Annotated in this window: 26 protein-coding genes and 1 tRNA gene; 14 read left to right on the top strand and 13 right to left on the bottom strand. The window is 71.7% G+C overall.

From position 1 onward, the window contains the following. Positions 1-126 precede the first annotated feature (126 nt). Both ACIRBX_RS06700 and pknB read left to right on the top strand, forming a co-directional pair. Complete coding sequence (locus ACIRBX_RS06700; RefSeq protein ID WP_402294117.1) at positions 127-1,590, top strand: peptidoglycan D,D-transpeptidase FtsI family protein; 1,464 nt, start codon at positions 127-129, stop codon at positions 1,588-1,590. A gap of 284 nt (positions 1,591-1,874) precedes the next feature. Next, the gene (gene pknB / locus ACIRBX_RS06695) at positions 1,875-3,956 is read left to right on the top strand and encodes a Stk1 family PASTA domain-containing Ser/Thr kinase (protein ID WP_402294116.1); all 2,082 of its coding nucleotides are present in this window, start codon (positions 1,875-1,877) and stop codon (positions 3,954-3,956) included. Between the two features lie 59 nt (positions 3,957-4,015). On the opposite strand, the gene ACIRBX_RS06690 is transcribed toward pknB, so the two are convergent. The 6 genes from ACIRBX_RS06690 to ACIRBX_RS06665 all read right to left on the bottom strand — a co-directional run bounded on the left by ACIRBX_RS06690 (position 4,016) and on the right by ACIRBX_RS06665 (position 8,322). Next, on the bottom strand, positions 4,016-4,657 hold the full coding sequence (locus ACIRBX_RS06690) for a hypothetical protein (RefSeq protein WP_402294115.1): 642 nt from the start codon (positions 4,655-4,657) through the stop codon (positions 4,016-4,018). Between the two features lie 170 nt (positions 4,658-4,827). Continuing rightward, entirely contained in the window at positions 4,828-5,586 is a 759-nt protein-coding gene (locus tag ACIRBX_RS06685) for a class E sortase (RefSeq protein ID WP_402294114.1), read from the bottom strand. A gap of 33 nt (positions 5,587-5,619) precedes the next feature. Next, on the bottom strand, positions 5,620-6,636 hold the full coding sequence (locus tag ACIRBX_RS06680; protein ID WP_402294113.1) for a class E sortase: 1,017 nt from the start codon (positions 6,634-6,636) through the stop codon (positions 5,620-5,622). Between the two features lie 3 nt (positions 6,637-6,639). Next, complete coding sequence (locus tag ACIRBX_RS06675; protein WP_402294112.1) at positions 6,640-7,302, bottom strand: aminodeoxychorismate/anthranilate synthase component II; 663 nt, start codon at positions 7,300-7,302, stop codon at positions 6,640-6,642. 96 nt (positions 7,303-7,398) lie between these two features. Beyond that, entirely contained in the window at positions 7,399-7,575 is a 177-nt protein-coding gene (locus ACIRBX_RS06670) for a hypothetical protein (RefSeq protein WP_402294111.1), read from the bottom strand. 69 nt (positions 7,576-7,644) lie between these two features. Beyond that, complete coding sequence (locus ACIRBX_RS06665; protein WP_402294110.1) at positions 7,645-8,322, bottom strand: DUF881 domain-containing protein; 678 nt, start codon at positions 8,320-8,322, stop codon at positions 7,645-7,647. Between the two features lie 243 nt (positions 8,323-8,565). Between ACIRBX_RS06665 and crgA the strand changes: the two genes are divergently transcribed. After that, the gene (gene crgA, locus ACIRBX_RS06660) at positions 8,566-8,820 is read left to right on the top strand and encodes a cell division protein CrgA (protein WP_402294109.1); all 255 of its coding nucleotides are present in this window, start codon (positions 8,566-8,568) and stop codon (positions 8,818-8,820) included. Positions 8,821-9,143: 323 nt separating this feature from the next. On the opposite strand, the gene ACIRBX_RS06655 is transcribed toward crgA, so the two are convergent. Together ACIRBX_RS06655 and ACIRBX_RS06650 are read right to left on the bottom strand one after the other, a co-directional pair. After that, positions 9,144-10,061: a rhomboid family intramembrane serine protease gene (locus ACIRBX_RS06655; protein WP_402294108.1), complete on the bottom strand. Its 918-nt coding sequence runs from the start codon at positions 10,059-10,061 to the stop codon at positions 9,144-9,146. A 54-nt stretch (positions 10,062-10,115) separates the two neighbouring features. Next, positions 10,116-10,640 carry a peptidylprolyl isomerase gene (locus ACIRBX_RS06650; protein ID WP_402294107.1) on the bottom strand — a complete coding sequence of 175 codons (525 nt, stop codon included), beginning with the start codon at positions 10,638-10,640 and terminating at the stop codon, positions 10,116-10,118. Positions 10,641-10,830: 190 nt separating this feature from the next. On the opposite strand from ACIRBX_RS06650, the gene ACIRBX_RS06645 reads away from it, so the two are divergent. Next, a complete protein-coding gene (locus ACIRBX_RS06645) occupies positions 10,831-11,619 on the top strand; it encodes a DUF5324 family protein (protein WP_402294106.1) in 789 nt (262 codons plus the stop codon). 83 nt (positions 11,620-11,702) lie between these two features. Here ACIRBX_RS06645 and ACIRBX_RS06640 read toward each other — a convergent pair. The 3 genes from ACIRBX_RS06640 to ACIRBX_RS06630 all read right to left on the bottom strand — a co-directional run bounded on the left by ACIRBX_RS06640 (position 11,703) and on the right by ACIRBX_RS06630 (position 12,499). After that, a tRNA-Ala gene (locus ACIRBX_RS06640) sits at positions 11,703-11,775 on the bottom strand. A gap of 83 nt (positions 11,776-11,858) precedes the next feature. Beyond that, a complete protein-coding gene (locus ACIRBX_RS06635; RefSeq protein ID WP_014137031.1) occupies positions 11,859-11,987 on the bottom strand; it encodes a DLW-39 family protein in 129 nt (42 codons plus the stop codon). A gap of 200 nt (positions 11,988-12,187) precedes the next feature. After that, the gene (locus ACIRBX_RS06630; protein WP_402294105.1) at positions 12,188-12,499 is read right to left on the bottom strand and encodes a DUF6191 domain-containing protein; all 312 of its coding nucleotides are present in this window, start codon (positions 12,497-12,499) and stop codon (positions 12,188-12,190) included. Positions 12,500-12,870: 371 nt separating this feature from the next. Between ACIRBX_RS06630 and ACIRBX_RS06625 the strand changes: the two genes are divergently transcribed. Both ACIRBX_RS06625 and ACIRBX_RS06620 read left to right on the top strand, forming a co-directional pair. Further along, positions 12,871-13,305, top strand: a complete 435-nt coding sequence (locus ACIRBX_RS06625) for a GntR family transcriptional regulator (RefSeq protein ID WP_402294104.1) — start codon at positions 12,871-12,873, stop codon at positions 13,303-13,305. 18 nt (positions 13,306-13,323) lie between these two features. After that, positions 13,324-13,881 (top strand): HD domain-containing protein, encoded by a 558-nt coding sequence (locus tag ACIRBX_RS06620; RefSeq protein WP_402294103.1) that lies wholly within the window; start codon positions 13,324-13,326, stop codon positions 13,879-13,881. Here ACIRBX_RS06620 and ACIRBX_RS06615 read toward each other — a convergent pair. Continuing rightward, positions 13,878-14,351, bottom strand: a complete 474-nt coding sequence (locus tag ACIRBX_RS06615; RefSeq protein ID WP_402294102.1) for an NUDIX domain-containing protein — start codon at positions 14,349-14,351, stop codon at positions 13,878-13,880. The genes ACIRBX_RS06620 and ACIRBX_RS06615 overlap by 4 nt on opposite strands. Further along, positions 14,348-15,118 (bottom strand): helix-turn-helix domain-containing protein, encoded by a 771-nt coding sequence (locus ACIRBX_RS06610; RefSeq protein ID WP_402294101.1) that lies wholly within the window; start codon positions 15,116-15,118, stop codon positions 14,348-14,350. The genes ACIRBX_RS06615 and ACIRBX_RS06610 overlap by 4 nt, the downstream gene beginning before the upstream one ends. A 575-nt stretch (positions 15,119-15,693) precedes the next feature. Between ACIRBX_RS06610 and ACIRBX_RS06605 the strand changes: the two genes are divergently transcribed. Genes ACIRBX_RS06605 through ACIRBX_RS06570 form a run of 8 tightly spaced genes read left to right on the top strand, consistent with a single transcriptional unit; the run spans position 15,694 to position 18,991 of the window. Then, complete coding sequence (locus ACIRBX_RS06605) at positions 15,694-15,972, top strand: hypothetical protein (protein WP_402294100.1); 279 nt, start codon at positions 15,694-15,696, stop codon at positions 15,970-15,972. Beyond that, positions 15,969-16,169: a hypothetical protein gene (locus ACIRBX_RS06600; protein WP_402294099.1), complete on the top strand. Its 201-nt coding sequence runs from the start codon at positions 15,969-15,971 to the stop codon at positions 16,167-16,169. The genes ACIRBX_RS06605 and ACIRBX_RS06600 overlap by 4 nt, the downstream gene beginning before the upstream one ends. A gap of 8 nt (positions 16,170-16,177) precedes the next feature. Then, the gene (locus tag ACIRBX_RS06595; RefSeq protein WP_402294098.1) at positions 16,178-17,167 is read left to right on the top strand and encodes a DUF2637 domain-containing protein; all 990 of its coding nucleotides are present in this window, start codon (positions 16,178-16,180) and stop codon (positions 17,165-17,167) included. Further along, positions 17,164-17,538 (top strand): RRQRL motif-containing zinc-binding protein, encoded by a 375-nt coding sequence (locus ACIRBX_RS06590; RefSeq protein WP_402294097.1) that lies wholly within the window; start codon positions 17,164-17,166, stop codon positions 17,536-17,538. The genes ACIRBX_RS06595 and ACIRBX_RS06590 overlap by 4 nt, the downstream gene beginning before the upstream one ends. A 40-nt stretch (positions 17,539-17,578) precedes the next feature. After that, positions 17,579-18,022 (top strand): hypothetical protein, encoded by a 444-nt coding sequence (locus tag ACIRBX_RS06585; protein ID WP_402294096.1) that lies wholly within the window; start codon positions 17,579-17,581, stop codon positions 18,020-18,022. A 12-nt stretch (positions 18,023-18,034) separates the two neighbouring features. Beyond that, a complete protein-coding gene (locus ACIRBX_RS06580; protein ID WP_402294095.1) occupies positions 18,035-18,238 on the top strand; it encodes a hypothetical protein in 204 nt (67 codons plus the stop codon). A 28-nt stretch (positions 18,239-18,266) separates the two neighbouring features. Then, positions 18,267-18,665 (top strand): ATPase, encoded by a 399-nt coding sequence (locus tag ACIRBX_RS06575; protein ID WP_402295254.1) that lies wholly within the window; start codon positions 18,267-18,269, stop codon positions 18,663-18,665. After that, complete coding sequence (locus ACIRBX_RS06570; protein WP_402294094.1) at positions 18,665-18,991, top strand: hypothetical protein; 327 nt, start codon at positions 18,665-18,667, stop codon at positions 18,989-18,991. The genes ACIRBX_RS06575 and ACIRBX_RS06570 overlap by 1 nt, the downstream gene beginning before the upstream one ends. Positions 18,992-19,010: the final 19 nt, after the last annotated feature.

Genomic DNA, 19,010 nt, shown 5'->3' with positions numbered 1-19,010 from the left:
GCCCGGCGCCGACCTGCCGACCGCCGCGGTGCCGTACCCCGCCGCACCACACTCCGCCCCGCCCCACGGCAGCCCGCCGGGGCCCGGCCCCGAGGGCCTGACCGAACCCTTCCGGGGAGCCCACTCGTGAACAAGCCGATCCGCCGGGTCTCGATCTTCTGCCTGGTGCTGGTGCTGGCCCTGATGGTCCGGGTCAACTGGGTCCAGGGCGTGCAGGCCCAGGAGCTGACCAGCCACCCGAAGAACCTCCGGACCAAGCTCGACCGCTACGCGCACCCCCGGGGCAACATCGTGATGGCCGGCGGCCAGCCGATCACCAAGTCGGACTTCGTCGACGGCCTGCGCTACAAGTACAAGCGCTCCTGGGTGGACGGCCCGATGTGGGCGCCGGTCACCGGCTACTCCTCCCAGGCGTTCGAGAACAGCCAGTTGGAGAGCCTGGAGGACGACTTCCTCACCGGCACCGACTCCCGGCTGTTCTTCCGGAACACCCTGGACATGCTGACCGGCAAGGAGAAGCAGGGCGGCGACGTGGTCACCACCCTGAACGGCAAGGCGCAGAAGGCCGGCTTCGAGGGCCTCGGCGACAAGAAGGGCGCCGTGGTCGCCCTCGACCCGCGCACCGGCGCGATCCTCGCCATGGTCTCCACCCCGTCCTACGACCCGGGCAGCTTCGCCGGCACCGGCGACGCCGACTCCAAGGCGTGGACCGACCTCCAGGCCGACGCCAACAAGCCGATGCTGAACCGGGCGCTGCGCGAGACCTATCCGCCCGGCTCCACCTTCAAGCTGGTCACCGCCGCCGCCGCGCTGGAGGCCGGCAAGTACCAGAACGTCACCGACGTCACCGACACCCCCGCCAAGTACCTGCTGCCCGGCACCAACACCGAGCTGAAGAACGCCAGCGCCAACGAGCCCTGCGCCAACGCCACCCTGCAGGACGCCATGGACCTGTCCTGCAACACGGTCTTCGGCAAGATCGGCGCCGAGGTGGGCGGCGACAAGCTGCGCGCCCAGGCGGAGAAGTTCGGCTTCAACAACGACAAGCTGGACGTCCCGATCCGGGCCGGCCAGTCGGTCTTCCCGTCCGGCTCCAAGCCGGACGGCACCGCGATGGACGCGATCGGCCAGCACGACACCCGGGCCACCCCGCTGCAGATGGCCATGGTGGCCGCCGCGATCGCCAACGACGGCCGGCTGATGCAGCCGTACATGGTGGACGAGGAGCGGGCGCCCAACCTGACCACCATCTCCAAGCACACCGAGAAGCAGCTGAGCCAGGCCGTCTCGCCGGGCACCGCGCAGAAGCTCCAGCAGCTGATGGAGAGCGTGGTCGCCGACGGCACCGGCACCAAGGCCCAGATCAAGGGCCTGAAGGTCGGCGGCAAGACCGGCACCGCCCAGCACGGCGTGGACAACAAGGGCCTGCCGTTCGCCTGGTTCATGTCCTACGCCAAGGCCGGCGACGGCCGCTCGGTCGCGGTGGCCGTGGTGGTCGAGGACGGCTCCAGCGAGCGGGACGAGATCTCCGGCGGCGGGCTCGCCGCGCCGATCGCCAAGGCCGTGATGCAGGCCGCGCTGGAGCGCTGACCCGGGGCCGCCGGGACGGTCGGAACACGACCTCTCCCCGCACTGCCCTGCCAGAATGGGGCCGGACCGGAGGATACCGGTCTGGTCTCATCCGGCAGCCCGTTCCGGTTGCCCGGGACCGGCCGGGTAGCGTATCCGCAAGCAGCGGTCTACCCGCCGCCCGTCCACGGCCCCGGCCGTGGGGCCGGTCACGAAACCGGTGCGGCGGCGGGCGCGTCCAACACAGCGTGCGGGGACAACCTACGTGACATCCTCACCGGTCGGTGGGGGAGAGGGTCGGAACTATGGAAGAGCCTCGTCGCCTCGGCGGCAGGTACGAGCTCGGCGGCGTCCTCGGGCGCGGCGGCATGGCCGAGGTCTACCTCGCCCATGACACCCGGCTCGGCCGCTCCGTCGCCGTGAAGACGCTCCGGGCCGACATGGCCCGCGACCCGTCGTTCCAGGCCCGGTTCCGGCGCGAGGCGCAGTCCGCCGCCTCGCTGAACCACCCCGCGATCGTCGCCGTGTACGACACCGGCGAGGACTACATCGACGGGATCTCCATCCCCTACATCGTGATGGAGTACGTCGAGGGCTCGACCCTGCGCGAACTGCTGCACTCCGGACGGCGGCTGCTGCCCGAGCGCGCGCTGGAGATGACCATCGGCATCCTCCAGGCGCTGGAGTACTCGCACCGCGCCAACATCGTCCACCGCGACATCAAGCCCGCCAACGTCATGCTGACCCGGCAGGGCAACGTCAAGGTGATGGACTTCGGCATCGCCCGCGCCATGGGCGACGCCGGCATGACGATGACCCAGACCTCGGCCGTGATCGGCACCGCCCAGTACCTCTCCCCGGAGCAGGCCAAGGGCGAGACCGTGGACGCCCGGTCCGACATCTACTCCACCGGCTGCCTGCTCTACGAGCTGCTGACGCTCCGTCCGCCGTTCGTCGGCGACTCCCCGGTCGCGGTCGCGTACCAGCACGTCCGGGAGGAGGCCATGCCGCCGTCCTCCTACGACCCCGAGGTCCGCCCCGAGGTCGACGCGATCGTGCTCAAGGCGCTCACCAAGGACCGCGAGTACCGGTACCAGAGCTCCGCCGAGATGCGCGACGACATCGAGCGCTTCCTGGACGGCCTCCCGGTCGTCGCCGCCCAGCAGGCCGCCGCCTACGGCATGGCCGGCCAAGGCTACGGCTACGAGCAGCAGGGCTACCCCGGTCAGCACGACCCGTACGGCCAGACCAACCTGCTGCCGCAGCAGGGCGCCGCAGGCGCGACCGCCGCGATGCCGCAGCCCGGCTACCAGCAGCCCGGCTACGACGGGGCGGGCGGCAACGGCGGCGGCTACGACGACTACAACGGTGGCGGCGGAGGCGGCCGGCGCTCCGAGCAGCCGCGCAAGAGCAACACCTCCTGGGTGATCCTGGCCATCGCGGCCGTCCTGGTGCTGGTCGGCGCCTACTTCGTGGTGGACGCCATGACCCCGAAGGGCGACAGCGACGCCCGGAACAAGGTCACCGTGCCCAACCTGGTCGGCCTGACCCTGGACGAGGCCAAGGGCAAGATGAACACCGCCGGCTCCACCGGCCAGGTGGTCGCCGGGCAGGAAGTGGCCTGCCCCGACGCCGCGGTGAAGAAGGGTCAGGTCTGCCTGCAGGGCCAGGCCGCCAACTCCCAGGTCGCCAAGGACGCCCAGATCACCGTCCAGCTCTCCAGCGGACCGGCCACCGCGGACCTCGCCGACCTCACCGGGAAGACCCAGGACGCGGCCAAGGAGGCCATCACCAAGGCCGGCTTCACCGTCGGCAAGATCACCTTCGAGAACAACGACACCGTCGCCCAGGACAAGGTGATCAAGCAGGACCCGGGCCCCGGCAAGGTCGCCCCCGGCACGGCGGTCAACCTGACGGTCTCCCAGGGCCAGAGCAAGGTCGCGGTGCCCAACGTGACGGGCCAGCAGCAGGACGCCGCCTCCCAGGCGATCACCGACGCCGGCCTCAAGCCGGTCGTCAAGACCACCGTGGTCACCGACCAGGGCCAGGTCGGCGTGGTGACGGCCCAGACCCCGAAGGACACCACCGTCAAGCCCGGCAGCACCGTCACCCTGACCGTCGGCAAGCTGGCCGACAAGGTGGCCGTGCCGATCCTCCAGGGCAAGACCTACAAGCAGGCGTTCGCCGCGCTCCAGGAGAAGGGCCTCAACATCAAGGTCGTCTTCGGTCCGCAGGACGAGAACGCGGTGGTCCTCTACAGCGAACCGCCGTCCGGTACCCAGGTCGACCCGGGCAGCACCGTCGGCCTCACCACCCGGGCCGGCGACAAGCCCTCCAGCTCCGGCTCGCCCTCCACCGGCACCGGTACGGGCGGCCTCATCCCCTGACCCGCGCCACCCCCGAGGGGCCCGCCGCACACCTGCGGCGGGCCCCTCGGGCGTTCCGGCTACCGCCGGTGCCGGCGGCGCCGCTCCCCGGGCCCCCGGGCCGCGAGCACCGTGCAGAGCATGTCCACCCGGCCGCCGAGCGTCCGCACGGCGCTCTGGCAGTCGGCCATCCGGACGCTCAGCCCGGCTATCACCTCACGGTCCAGCTGCGACTGACGCAGCATCACCAGCTGGAGCTCCCGGACCTCCGCCAGCTCCGCGCGCAGCCCGGCCAGCTCGTACCGCCACTCGGCGGCGCCGGCCACCGCCCGCTCGGCCAGCTCCAGCAGCTCGCGGCGGACCGCCCTCGCCACCGTGCTGCCGCGCAGCAGCATGCCGACCACCAGCACGGCCCGGCGGGGGAAGATCCCCAGGCCGCGCCCGGCTCCGGTCGATTCCTTCAAGCTGAAGGAAACGAAACCCCGCAGGTCAGAGCCTCGGAGCACTCGGTAGCCGTGCTCCGCGAGCTCGGCCCGGTGCCGCTGGACCAGGCTGTCCACAGCCTTTTCCCCAACCCCGTAGTAGTCCGCCACCATCCGCGCCGTCACGTGCAGCCCGTCCGGGAGCAGCACCAGCGCCTTCACCCGGTCCAGCGCCTCGACCCGGTCGGCCATCCCGCCGCGCATCGTGCGCGACTCCTGCAGCACCGCTTCACGGTCCATCGGTCTCACCTCGTCCGTCACGGCCCCGGCCCGGTCGGCCGGGTGCCGCCGTGTGGAACGAGATGATCCGACTGCCCGTCACCGCCCCGGCGCAGCGCACGGGGGTGCTCCGGCAGCGCTCTTCACGGGCTCCGCTCCAGGTCAGCCCCGGTCAGCGGGTCGCCGAGGGGTCAGCGGAGCTCGGCGGGCGGGGTGCGGTGGCCGTCCACCGGCTCGATGCGGACCAGGGAGCCCCAGACGGCCATCCGGTAGCGGGAGGTGTAGACCGGGGTGCAGGTGGTGAGGGTGATGTACCGGCCGGGGGCGGTGTAGGGGGAGCCCTTGGGGACGGGGGCGACGATGCCGGTGTCGTACTTGGAGGTCTGCGGGAGGGTGCCGTCCACCCGGTAGACGTACCAGGCGTCGCGGGTCTCGACCACGATCGGGTCGCCGGGGGCGAGGGCGTCGAGGTCGTGGAAGCGGGCACCGTGGCCGTCCCGGTGCGCGGCGAGGGTGAAGTTGCCCTCCGGGTCCCAGGGCATCGCGGAGCGGTAGGGCTGGTCGTAGACGCCGGCCACGCCCTCGTTGAGGACGTCCGGTTCGACGCCCATCCGGATCAGGGTCTGCCGGGCCGCCCCGAGGGCGGGCACGTGCAGGAAGCCGATGCCGTCACCGGCCGCGTAGACCGGCGGGGCCGGCACGGCTCCGGGGGCGAGCCCGGAGCCGGTCGGCAGCGCGGGTGCGGACCAGGTCTCCCGGAGCCGGTCCCCCGCCGCACCGGCCTGACGGTCCGCCACCACCCCGGTCCACCAGAGCGAGTAGCCGACGAAGAGCGCGAGGACCAGCCCGGCGGTGATCAGCAGCTCGCCGACCACTCCGAGCACGGCGGCCGTCCTGCTCCGGCGCCGGGCACCCCGCCGGTCCTCGGCCCCGTCCGGCTGGATCTCCACGCGCACCGCTCCTCCTGACGACCGGTCGGTCGGTCAGCCCTTCAGCGCGGCGGGCTGCCCCTCACTCCTCGGCTTCTCCTCGGCCATCTTGCCAAAGACGATCAGCCGACCCCGGGCACTGAACTCCGGCGTGCATGTCGTGAGGGTGATGTAGCGCCCCTTGTCCTTGAACGGCGAGCCGTTCGGAATCGGACGGATCACCGAGACGTTGGTCGGCGGCGTCTCCGGGATGCCCCCGGCCACCCGGTAGGTGAAGTACGTCGTCGCGGTCTCCACCACGATGGCGTCGCCGGGCACCAGCTCGCCGATCTTCCGGAACGGCTGGCCGTGCGTGGTGCGGTGCGCGGCGACCGCGAAGTTGCCCTCCGCGTCGGCGGGCATCGCGGTGCCGGTGTAGTGGCCCACCAGGCCCTTGTCGAGCACCTTCTGCTTGTCGGTGCCCTCGGCGATCGGGTACGTCAGGCCGAGCTTGGGGATGTGGATGATCGCGAAGCCCTTGCCGGGCTCGAAGGCGGTCGGCTGCGGGGCCGGGGTGGCACCGGGCGCCGGGGCGGCACCGTTCGGCTGCGCGGCCTGGGCCCACTCCTGGGTGAGCGCGTCGCGCTCGCCGTCGGCGGCCTGGTTGGCCTGCACGTTGGTCCACCAGAGCTGGTACGAGACGAAGAGCAGCATCACCAGGCCGAGCGTGATGAAGAGCTCGCCGGCCGTCCGGGCGGCCACCACCCGCTTGCGCTCCTTGGGCCGGACCACCGGCCCGGCGCCCCGGCCGACCGCCCGGCGCCGACCGCCGCCCGAACCGACGGTGGTGCGGCGCCGGTCGGCCCGGCGGCCGGGCGGCGGGACCAGCGGGCCGGGGGCCGGGGCGGGCGGCACCACCCGCAGCTGCATGGTGGAGTCGTCCGGCACCGTCGGCGGCCCGTACGGCCCGCCGAGGGGCCCGTCCGGGGCCGCCGGCGGCTGCTGCCAGTGCTGCTGGGCCCCGGCGGGCTCGTAGACGCCCCAGTCCCCCGCGCCGTCCTGCGCGCGCCCCTCCGGGCGTACCGCCGTCACGGGTCAGCCCCGGCCGATCACCGGGGCGAGCCCGGCCGAGCGGCCGACCGCCTCGGGGAAGCCGCACTCGGCCAGCCAGTTGGCGAGCATCCGGTGCCCGCCCTCGGTGAGCACCGACTCGGGGTGGAACTGCACGCCCTCGACCGCGAGTTCGCGGTGGCGCAGGCCCATGATCACGCCGCTGTCGGTCTCGGCGGTGACCACCAGCTCCGCGGGCACCGTGCCGGGCTCGACCGCGAGCGAGTGGTAGCGGGTGGTGGTGACCGGCGAGGGCAGGCCGGCGAAGACGCCGCCGTCCCGGTGGGTGACCGGGGAGGTCTTGCCGTGCAGCAGCTCGGGTGCCCGGCCGACCACCGCGCCGTACGCCACCGCGATCGACTGCAGGCCCAGGCAGACCCCGAAGACCGGCAGGCCGGTGGCGGCGCAGTGCCGGACCATCTCGATGCAGACCCCGGCCTCCTCCGGCGCCCCGGGGCCGGGGGAGAGCAGCACCCCGTCGTAGCCCGAGTCGCCGTCCCGGCGGACGGCGTGATCCACCGTCAGTTCGTCGTTGCGGACCACCTCGCAGGTGGCGCCGAGCTGGTACAGGTACTGGACCAGGTTGAAGACGAAGCTGTCGTAGTTGTCCACCACGAGAATCCGGGGCGGGCTGCCTGCGGCGGTCATCCGTGCACTACTCCTGTGCTGAGGGGTGCTGAGCGGGGCGGGGGCGCCGGCCGGAGCCGGCGGGCACGCGGGGGCCTGACGGGGGCTGACGGCGGCTCAGCCGACGCCCGCGCCGCCCTCGTCCACTGTGACGTCACCGAAGGGGAGGAGCGGTTCCGCCCAGGGGAAGACGTACTCGAAGAGGACGTAGACCGTACCGAGCACCAGCAGCAGCGAGAGCGCAGCCCTGACGAGGGCGTTGCCCGGCAGGTGCCGCCAGATCCAGCCGTACATGGTGCTCCTCGGGTCTCGGGTCCGGTCCAGACTAGACGGCCGTCGCGGACGGGCAGGCGGTCAGTGCCATTACTGACCGGAAGCGGTGTGCAGGTCGACCGTTCCGGTGTACCCCGGGACCGTCAGCTCGCCGCTCTCCTGGACCTTCCAGCCGAGGCCGTAGGCGGCCACGTAGCCGAGGTAGTTGGCGATGGTCGGGTCGGCGTCCACGGCGGCCCGCAGCCGGTCCGTCCTCCCGACCGCCTTGACCACGTAGGGCGGGGAGTAGACCCGGCCCTGGAGCAGCAGGGTGTTGCCGACGCAGCGCACCGCGCTGGTGGAGATCAGCCGCTGGTCCATCACCTGGACGCCCTCGGCGCCGCCGCGCCAGAGCGCGTTCACCACGGCCTGGATGTCCTGCTGGTGGATCACCAGGTCGTTGACGCCGGGCTCGGGGATGCCGGGCAGCTTGGCGGTGGCACCGGGCGGGGCGTCGTTCAGGGTGACGGTGAGCCCGGGACCGCGCAGCTCCTGGAGGCCGGCCTGCTGCTGGAGCAGGGCGAGCCGGCCGCTCTCGGCCTGGCTGGGGTTGCGCTGGGCGGTCAGCCGGTCGACCCGGGACTGGAGGTCGGCCAGTTCGTTCTGCGCGGCCTGGTTCTGACCGGAGCGCTGGCCTATCACGTCGCCGAGCCGGAGCAGGGAGTCGTCGGTGCGCAGATCGGTGCCCCGGGCGGTGTCCGCGCTGATGTAGAAGAGCAGTCCGGCCATCGCGAACACGGTGCAGGTCAGGGCACGTCCGACAATTCGGGTGCGCGGAGGTCGTCCGGGCGCTCCTGCGGAGGGAATCGTGGAATTCGGCACCGTACCCTTATCTCCTTACGACCCGGCGAGCCACTACGCTAACGGACGCCGGAGGCGCGTGCGGTGCACCCCACGCGTGGTCCGGCCCCCACCGTCGCCCACCCCCGCTGCACCCTGCGCGGTCACAGCGCATCGACAGGAGAGCCTCTCGTGCCGAAGTCTCGACTCCGCAAGAAGTCCGACTACACCCCGCCGCCCTCGGGTGCGGCACCGCTGAAGATCAGTTCCGGTCGCGGCTGGGTGGCGCCGCTGATGCTCGTGCTGTTCCTGGTGGGTCTGGTCTGGATCGTCACCTACTACGTCACCAGCGGCACCTGGCCGGTGAGCGACTGGGGTAACTGGAACATCCTGGCCGGCTTCGGCTTCATCGCGGCGGGCTTCGGCGTCTCCACCCAGTGGAAGTGACGGCTCTCCGCCGGGCACTGCCGCCGGGGAGCACCCGCTCCCCCTGACGTACCGTCACGCACCGCACCGGGAGCACCCGGTGCGGTGCTGCGTGCCGTCCCGGGCCGGGTGGCCCGGCCATACCATCGGGTTGTCCACACGGTTATCCACACTGGGGAAAAGTCACCCGTTCCTGTGGATAACTTTTCCGTTCGAGCCTCGCTGGATTCTCCGAATTCCGGTCGAATTCGCAGCAGGACGCGCGTAGAGCCGGCTTTCCCCAGGCCCTGGGCACACCGGCTGTGCACAGCCCTGCGCGCTCTGTGGACAACCGCGCGCGCCGGTCAGCCGGTCAGCTGCGCCGTGTGCACGGCCACCAGCAGCAGCGAGACCGCGAACACCCCGGCCACGGTCAGCGCCTGCACCAGGTTCCGGTGGGCCCGGGGCGCGTACATCAACCCCGCCGCCAGCACCGCGCCCGCCACCAGACCGCCCAGGTGCGCCTTCCAGTCGATGACGAACCCGCCCACGCCTGGCCGGGCCATCGCGAAGGTGATCACGAGGTTGACCACCACCAGGGTGACCACCGGCCGCATCTCCTGGCGGTTCAGCCTGTGCAGCACCACCATCGCGCCGAGCAGCCCGAAGATCGCCCCCGAGGCGCCCACCGACCGCACCACCGCACCGCCCAGCAGGTAACTGCAGGTGCCGGCGGCCACGCCGGAGACCAGGTACAGCGCCAGGAAGCGCAGCCGCCCGAGCACGTCCTCCAACTGCGGCCCCAGCATCCAGAGCGCGGTCATGTTGAACCCGATGTGGACCACCCCGACGGGCATCTCGGAGGCGTGCACGAACATCGCGGTGACCAGCCGGTACCACTCCTGCGGGCCGGCCGCCAGGCCGTCGGGAACGTAGGGGTAGCTCGCGCTCCACAGCTCCAGGGCCTCCGCCGGACCGGGCCGGACGAACAGGGTGACCAGGAAGACCAGCAGGTTGAGGCCGATCAGCACCTTGGTGACCTGCGCCCGGTCGGCGGCCAGCGCGCCGCCGTACCGGGTGCGCGCCGTCCGGACGCCCTGGTGGCCCTCCCGCACGCACTCCGTGCACTGGAAGCCGACCGAGGCGCTCACCCTGCACTCCGGACAGACCGGCCGCCCGCAGCGGGTGCAGCCGATGCCGGTCTCCCGTTCGGGGTGCCAGTGGCAGCCGGGCAGCCGGTGCTCCTCCTGCGGGGCCGCGCCGGCCGGTACGTCGGGACCCATCGCGCTCTCCTCGTTCGCCGCCGCCGGTACCACCAGGCTACTGCTGACGCGCCGTCAGCCCCGGGCCACGGTGACCGCCTCGATCACCACGTCCTCGACCGGCCGGTCGTCCGGCCCGGTCGCGGTGGCCGCGATGTCCAGCACCACCTGCCGGGAGGCCGGGTCGGTGACCCGGCCGAAGATCGTGTGCTTGCGGGTCAGCCGGAGCACCGGCTCGACGGTGATGAAGAACTGGCAGCCGTTGGTGCCCGGGCCCGCGTTCGCCATGGCCAGCAGGAACGGCTCGTTGAAGGCCAGCTCGGGGTGGAACTCGTCGGCGAAGGTGTAGCCGGGGCCGCCGGTGCCGTCCCCCAGCGGGTCACCGCCCTGGATCATGAAGCCCTTGATCACCCGGTGGAAGACCGTGCCGTCGTACAGCGGCGCCGAGGACGGCTCCCCGGTGCGCGGGTCGGTCCACTCCCGGGTGCCCCCGGCCAGCTCGACGAAGTTCCGCACGGTCTTCGGAGCGTGGAACTCCAGCAGCTTCACCGCGATGTCGCCGCGGTTGGTCCGCAGGGTCGCTGTCAGGTCCCCGGCCACGGTGCCGCTCCCTCGTCCGTCCGTCTGTGACCCCGGAATCATCCCACGGACCGTCAGCCGCCCGAGGCCGGCGGATCGTTTCGCCGCCCCGCGTCCGGCCCAACCCGACGCGCCACGGCGTGGAACGACAGGCATGATCTCGAAACAGGTGGAAATGTGCATAACGGACGCCACCGAGGAGGAGACACCCGTGACCCGCTTGGACACCGCACGTGACACGGCCGACAAGGCCAGGGAGACCCTCGCGCCCTATGCCGCCACCGCCAGGGAGACCGCACTGAACTACGCGGAGGAGGCCAGGCACCGGGCGGAGGAGGCCCGGCACCGGCTCGGCCCGCACCTGGAGGCGCTCGGCCCCAAGGTCGGCGAGGCCGGCCGGGCGGCCCGGGTGCAGTACGCCAAGCACCTGGCCCCGCAGCTGGAGCACGCGTTCGCCACGCTCCCCCCGCAGACCCAGCAGTCCACCCTGAAGGCCGTGCACCGGGCCCAGGAGGCTGCCCTGAGCGCCAAGCTGTCCGCCACCAAGGCGGTCGGCCAGGCACGCGGCACGGTGCTCCCCAAGGTCGCCGAGGCGCGCGCCGCGATCGGCCCGGCGGCCCAGGAGGCCCAGCTCCGCGGCGCCGCCGCGCTGACGGCCCTTCAGGGCCACGTCAGCTCGGCGGAGATCAGCGAACTGGCGGCCCGGAACATCAAGAAGGAGCAGCACCGGGGCCGCGGCCTCGGCCTCGCTGTCACCGGGCTGCTGGCGATCGGCGCCGGCGTGGTGGCCTGGCAGTGGTGGCGCGGCCGCAGCGAGCCGGAGTGGCTGGTCGAGCCGCCGGCCCCCGGCGCCCGCGAGCAGGACCGCCTGAACGGCGCCTCCACCGTCACCGAGGCCGGCCAGGCCGACGCCGCCCCGGCCGCCCCGGAGGAGACCCCGAAGCCGGCCCCGGCCCCCGACGACCGGCCGAAGCCGCACGACCCGCGCAAGCCGCACTGACCGTCCCGGCCCCGCAGGGAGCCCGGAAACGCGGAAGGCCGCCGACCTGATACCGGGTCAGCGGCCTTCCGTCCGTCACACGGTGGAGCTTAGGAGACTCGAACTCCTGACATCTGCCTTGCAAAGGCAGCGCTCTACCAACTGAGCTAAAGCCCCGTGCAGCGAAGTGCTGCGCACCAGAGTACCCGCTCCGGGGGCCGTCCGGGCCTCTCGTCCGGCCGGCCCCCGAGCGGTGCGCGTCAGCGGCCGGCCGGGACCGGGTCGGTGGCCTCGGTCCACAGGTCCTGCTCGGCGCGGTCCGCCTGAACCTGACGGTAGACAAAGAAGCCGCCGAGGGCGACCAGGGCGACCAGGAGGAGCTTCTTCACCGGGGGACCTCGTCCTTCTTGCTGGGGAACGGGCCCTGACCACGGACCCTCGGATGTTACGAGCACGAACCGGCGGTCTCGCAGTACGGACCGCCTCCGGCCGATGATACACATCGGTAACGGCCTCCCGGGCGGCCCCGGCAAGTCGTCAACCTCCCGGCCCACGCCAGGGATTGACGCCGTGCCTCCTGTCGTACCGGCTACCCCCGCGGCATCCGCAGCACCACCCGGCCGCCGGCCAGGTCCACGGTCGAGCGCGGCGGTGCGCCATCGCCCTCCTCCTCGCGCAGCATCAGGGCCGTCCGGCGCTGCTCCAGCTCGTGCTGCTTGCCGGCCGCGAACTGCGCGTGCAGCTGCTCGAACCCGGTCGAGGAGACCTGCCCCTCGCGCCCCGTCCCCCGCCACGGCACCCAGGACGCCCGCCCGGCCCGCAGCGCCAGCTGGTCCACGAAGGCCAGCACCACCAGCCCGACCACCAGGCCCGGCAGGCTCATCATCCAGAACAGTTCCACGCGGTCCGCCCTCCCCGTGCACCGACTCCTCTCGTACAGCGTACGGGAAGAGGGGGCGGAAGGTGAGGGAACGTCAGAAGGCCCGGAGTGGAAATCCACTCCGGGCCTTCTGCGCCGGTGGGCCTAACAGGACTTGAACCTGTGGCCTCTTCCTTATCAGTTTGTCGATCTCGATTCTGGGCGCTGGTCGGCCCTTGCGGGCACTGGGCCCGGAGTCCGTGGAAGTTCACTGGAGTCCAGCAGAGTCTCCCACCGTTGGCGTGGGCTACTGGCGTACGCCAACGGCTGCTGGTCGCAGAGCGGGTGCATCGTCCATTCTGGTTCGGTACTTGCACATCCGGAAGTACGTGCCCTTGTGGAAGGAGTGGCCAGTGCCCGAGCGGAGCCCGCGCGGCACCTACCTCCGCATCGCCGATGCACTGCGAGTCAAGATCACTGGTGACTCCGAGGTGACTGCCCTGCCCTCCGAGGCGGACCTCATGGCGGAGCACGGTGTGGCGAGGACCACTATCAAGCGCGCTCTCGACCAGCTCGCAGCCGAAGGCTTGATCGTCTCCCGTCCCGGAGTCGGGTGGACCGTGGTCGGTGCAGTCAAGACGCCCCCGCTGCTAGACCAGCTCACCGCCCTGTTCGAAGACCTCAAGGCCGGTGACCCGTTCCCCTCCGAGAAGAAGCTCAGCGAACAAACTGGGGCATCTCGCCACACCGTTCGCCGAGCGCTCGCACAGCTGGAGGGTGCGGGCGTGCTCGAAGCACGCCACGGGAAGGGCCGATTCGTGCGGACCCTTCCACCCCAACATGTCTGACCAGCCAGTCTGACCAGAATGGATCTCACTGTGTGGGCCTACGACCTTGCTGAATCCCTGCTTGCTGACGACCTCCCGCGCCGCTGGTCCCACTCCAAGGGAGTGGCTGGCCGCGCTCGTGAGCTCTCGCTGATCCTCGGCCCGGACGCAGAGCTGCTGGAGTCGGCCGCAGTGCTTCACGATGTCGGCTACTCGCCACAGCTCGCTGACACAGGCTTCCACCCCCTGGACGGAGCACGGTTCCTCCGCCGCGAACAGGTGGACGAGCGCATCGTCAGGCTGGTGGCACATCACTCCTGCGCGCTGCTGGAGGCCGAGGAACGCGGCCTGCTCCAGGAACTCGCCTCCGAGTTTCCCCTTGAGGAGCCGGGCCTTGTGGATGCGCTGATCTACTGCGACATGACCACCACTCCGGACGGGACCCCGACCACGACGCCGGCGCGAATCGCTGAGATCGTGGGCCGCTACGGGCCGGACAGCATCGTCGGACGGTTCATTCGGCGAGCCGAGCCAGAGATCGAAGCGGCTGCCCTGCGGGTAGAGGGCCGCCTGTCTCAGACCAGGACGAGCGCCTAACCGATGAACGTGCTGGTCCGCTCCGGATCGAGTCCATGCTCGATCCGGAGACGCATCGACGGATGGATATCCAGTCCGGGGAGGTCCACCGGGGCTACCCAGCGAACCTCTTTCGACTCCTCGCTGGTCCGCAGCGCCCCGCCGACAGGCCGGGCCCGGAAGCAGATCGAGAACTGTTGGCGGACCTCGCCATCGTCGTAGGCCATGACGTGCGCCGGGTCGGTGTACAACCCGGTCACCGCCACCACCTCCACGTTGACGCCTGTCTCCTCCAGCACCTCCCGGACCACGGCCTGGGCCACCGACTCCCCGATGTCGTGGCCACCACCCGGCAGTGCCCAGAGGCCGTTGTCAGTCTTGTGGATCAACAGAAGCCGTCCAGAGTCGTCGGTGACGACCGCTGTCACGGACGGAACGACCGAGTTCGCTGGGGGCGCTGCCGGGTCGTGGAAGTAGTCAATGCGGCTCATGCTGCTTCCCTCTCAAGAACGGGCGACTTGATCGTCCGGGCGCTCTCCCAGATGCGCTCAATGCTCGCCGCGTAGGTGCTGAACAACTCGCCACCCGGCACCTGGGACAGGTGAAGCACAGGAGCGAGGTAGGCCCCAACGCCGTAGACATGGCCATTGACCAGCATGTCGTCGTCAGCGCGGTACAGGGAGTTGTAGAGCGTGGTCGCGTGCAAGCGGAACTCGACCCCGGGCAGACCGAACAGCGGCGCGTAGTTCGCCAGCGCGTTCCGGATCTTGCCCGCCATCGCGGCGCCGATCCCCTCGTCCTCCCCGCGCTGGGCAACACACGCCGACTCTGGATCACCAAGCATCAACCTGACCGGCACACCGGCCTGCGCCTTCTCTCGAACCAGCCGGAAGAACACGGGGTCCTCGGAAAGCCAGAAACCCGAGTAGACGACCAGGTCGAACTGGGTCGTTGCCTTCGCGTACAGCGAAGTCCAGAGATCTTTGGGCACTACAGCGCGGTGCGGGTACACGGTGACAAGCTCAGCCCGTCCCGCCTCAGTGGCCGCAACGCTGGTTCGTTCGTCGGGCCACAGCTCTGACAGGTCGACCTTCAGAAGGTTCGCCAGCGCGTACTGGAACCGCCGATACGGCCGGCGCTCACCCTTTGCCTCAACCCAGCGCTCCACCGTGCGCGCGCTGACGCCGAGTCGCACAGCGACCTGTTCGACCGTCAAACCACTGGCCAGGATGGCGCCTCGGAGTCGTTCGTTGGCCATCTCGCCCTCCCCTGGACGAACTTGTGGCGCTTGGACGATGCGGGACGACTTGACCGTAGCGAAGCTGGCGCGGAGCCGTCCAGTGCCGCCGTATCTCGACACGGCCTGACAAGCGAACCTAGATCTACGCGGCCGGGGCTCACCGGTCAAAACGCCGAAGGACTTGACGCCGCGTCGGCTCCACGTCATCGTAAGAGACATGTTCAACATGTCTCGCATGGTGAGGCGGGCGAACCGAAGGCCCTTCCTAGGGCTGCTCTGAGCTGTGCAAATACGCCTGGAGGGGTGGGGTGACAGCCCCCCGAAGGAAGCGCTGTTCCTTGAGAACTGAATAGGTCCCGCCGAGAGCCCCACGACAGGAGGTGATGGGGGCGAGGCGGAGGCAGACCAGAGCGGACGGCCCGTAGCGGGCCCCTGCGGGGGTGAGGGTGCAACTCCCTCCCCGTCCACGCGCAGCCAGCAGCACTCAACGCTGCTGGCTGCTGAATTAGGCCCGAGCAGACGAGACCGCCGCGCACCCGGCCAAGGACAGCGCAGCGGTCTCTTGGGTGACCCCATCTAGGAGAGGTAGACCCATGAGGAACATCATCGCAGGTCAACACGCCATCGACGGCGAGGAGTTCGCGGAGCTGGCGATCGGTGTGGACGAGACCCTGTTCACCGGCCGGCTGGGCGAGAGCAGCGCGGAGCGGGCGGTGCGGCTGGATGTGGCGCTGGCGGTGCTGGAGGACCTGCGCCGTGAGGACTTCGAGCTGGCCGCCTACGCGGAGCGGCTGCTGAGCACGGCGCCGGTCCCGGTCCCGGTGGTGCGCCGTCGGCGGCGGTCGGTGGCGGAGTTCGGGGCGGCGGCGTGAGCGGCGCGACGGTGCAGGTGGACGAGGGGCTGCGGCGGGTGCTTGCGGCGGCCGAGGAGAACGCCGCCGCGACCGGGCGGTGGTTGGAGAAGCTGGCGGTGCTGCGGGAGCGGGACCGGGCGGCGCTCATCGCGCTCACGGCCGCTCACGGCGCGCTCACGGCCTGCTCGCCGGAGTCGGGCGGGTGGTCGTCGTGAGGGTTCCGGTGACGGCGGATCAGATCCGCTCGGCCGAGCGGGCGCTGAGCGCCGGGACGTGGACGATCACGTTCGGTGCGGTGCTGTTCAGCGTGCTCACGGTGACGCCGCTGATGCGTGAGCACACCCCCGAGGGGTGGGGGTGGACGGCGCCGATCCTGCCGCTGGTGGTGGATGCGGCGGTGGTGATCGTGGTCCGGCTGGACGCGGTGCTGGCCCGCCTGGACGGGGATGGCGGGCGGTGGCCGGCTGTGCTGCGGTGGCTGACCGGCGCGATGACGCTGCTGCTCAACGTGGGTAAGTCCGCGCTGGACGGGGACTTGGTGGGGGTGGCGGTGCACGCGGTGGCGCCGCTGCTGCTGATCGTCACCGCCGAAACGTCCCTGGCGTACCGGCGGGCGATTGGCGCCGCACTGGCGGCGCGAGCAGAGGGTGAGCGCGCTGAGCGGGCCGAGCGCGAACGCGGCCAGGAGGAGCGTCGGCAGCGGGAGCGGGCCGAGCGGCTGGAGCGGTTCGAGGCGGCCGAGCGTGAGCGCCGGGAGGCACGTGAGCACGAGGCCCGGATGCTGCGTGAGCAGCGTGAGCATGATCTTGAGCTGCGTGAGCGTGAGCGTGAGGAGGCTGCCCGCCGGGTGGCTGCCGAGCGTGAGGCGGTGCGGCGGCGGGAGGCGGAGGAGCGGGCCGAGCGTGAGCGTCGTGAGCGCGCCGTGAGCGAGCGTGAGCACCGTGAGCGCGAGGTGAGCGAGCGTGAGCACGTGACCTTGGAGCGCGTCCGCGAGGAGCTGCTGAACGCCGATCCGGTCACCTCGCAGGTGTCGGAGGAGCGGGCGAGGGAGATCGTCCGGGTGGCCGTCGCGGCGCAGATTCCGCAGCGGCGGGCGGTGGAGCTGACCGGCTGGTCGGCCGGGTGGATCGCCGCCCGGTACAAGGAGACCCGTACCGCTGACGGTGCTTCGCCCGTCCTGCTGGCGCTCGCCGCCGGCGCCGACGTCCGGTGACCCGCCGACGCCCGTCCCCGGACGCTCCGTCCGGGGACGGGGTGCTGCCGGTCCACCGGTGGAAGTGCGCGCCGGACGGCCTGTGCACCCGCCGCCAGCTCCGCGCCCGGGGCCTTAGCCCCGGCGGCCAGCCTGTTGCGGCCGTCATCCGGTGGCGGAGCCGCTTCGGCGGTACGGCCGAGGCCCACCTCTACCGGCCCGAACTCGCCCAGCCTGTACGGGAGATGACCCCTAGCCGCTGGGCGGCGCTGACCGCAGCGAACCGGGCCCGCCGCACCTGCCCAACCTGCCGACGCGATGCCGGGTACGTCCTGCCGCGCCACCTCGGCACCTGCGTGCCGTGCGCGAACCCCGCCGACATCGGCCCATGAACCCCCAACCTCACTGCACGGCAACCGACTTGGAGACTCCATGTCCCCCCGCGCTGCCCGCTTCGCCGCCGCTTACGCCCTGCTCCGCTCGGCCGCCGACGTGGCCGACCACTGGGTACAGACCCACCACCAGGCCACCACCAAGGGCCAGCACAACCACCTCGGCACGCCCTCGGCGGCCGGCCGCCGGGCCTGCGCCGCGCACGTCGCCACCTACACCGCCACGCAGGCCGCCGCGCTGCTGGCCGGCTCGCGGGTGCTCGGCATCCGGCTCCGCCCGCTGCCGGTGGTGGCCGCGCTCGCCCTCTCGGCCGGCACGCACTACGTCGCCGACCGACGCGAGCCCCTGCGCCGCCTCGCCGACGCGGTCGGGAAGGGCGATCACTACCGCCTCACCACCTGCGGCATGAACGGCAGCTACCAGCTTGACCAGGCCTTCCACCACGGCGTTGAGGCCGTGGCCGCCCTCATCGCCTCCGCCTGAAGGAGATTCGCCGTGAGCCTGTACTACCTCGTGACGCTCCAGTGGGCCACCACCCGGCAGGTGTCCACCGCCACCCGCGACGGTGTGATGACCCTGCACCCGGGCGTCACCCGCCAGCAGGCGACGGAGACCATCCTCGCCCACGCCCGCCGACAGGCCGGTGCCCCGGACCACGCCGCCGTGGTCTTCCTCACCATCGAGTCGAACACCCTCTGACCAGCCCGAAAGGAGCACCACTGTGAGCCTGACCGTGATCGAGATCGTCAGCTTCGGCTACCTGCACGGCGCCCCGCCCGAGGGCGCCCACCTCACCCTGGACCTGCGCCGGCACTTCCGCGACCCGCACGTGAACCCGGCGCTGCGGGAGATGAACGCCTTCGATGAGGAGGTGCGGGAGGCGGTGCTGTCCACCCCCGGCATCGCCGCCCTGGTCGCGGCCACCGTCCGGGCGGTGCTCGCCTTCCACGCCGGGCCGGTGGACGCGCCGGTGCGGATCGCGGTCGGCTGTGCGGGCGGCCGACACCGCGCCCCCACGTTCGCCGGAGCCGTGGCCGAGCACCTGTTCGCGATCGGGTACAACACCCGGATGTCCCACCGCGACCTGGCCAAGCCCGTCGTGCAGCGTGAGGCGGTGGCGTGCTGATGTCCCGTCACCTCGCCTCCGCGCCGCCGCCCGGGGAGGACCCGGAGCCGGAGCTGGAGCGCCTCGCCGCGCTGGTCGCGGCCCAGCTCCAGCACCAGCAACCGCAGTCCGCGTACCCGCCCGCGCCGCTGCCGGCGGTGCCGCAGCCCTCGGCGGTGGCCGCCCGGTACGGCGGGTACGCCGCCGCCGGCGCCGGTGCGGCGGCGGTGCTGATCCCGCTGCTGCTGGCCACCACGGCGGCGCTGCTCGCCGTCGGCATGGCCGCCCTCGCGCTGGCGGTGTCGGCGCTGGTCATCCGGTGGATCATCCGCGACATGCGGAGCTGACGGTTGCCTGTCCCCGCCC

The organism is Kitasatospora sp. NPDC096147, from assembly GCF_044763225.1.
Classification (GTDB): domain Bacteria; phylum Actinomycetota; class Actinomycetes; order Streptomycetales; family Streptomycetaceae; genus Kitasatospora.
The sequence above is the reverse complement of the archived record's forward strand: the minus strand, read 5'-3'. Positions and strand labels throughout refer to the sequence as shown.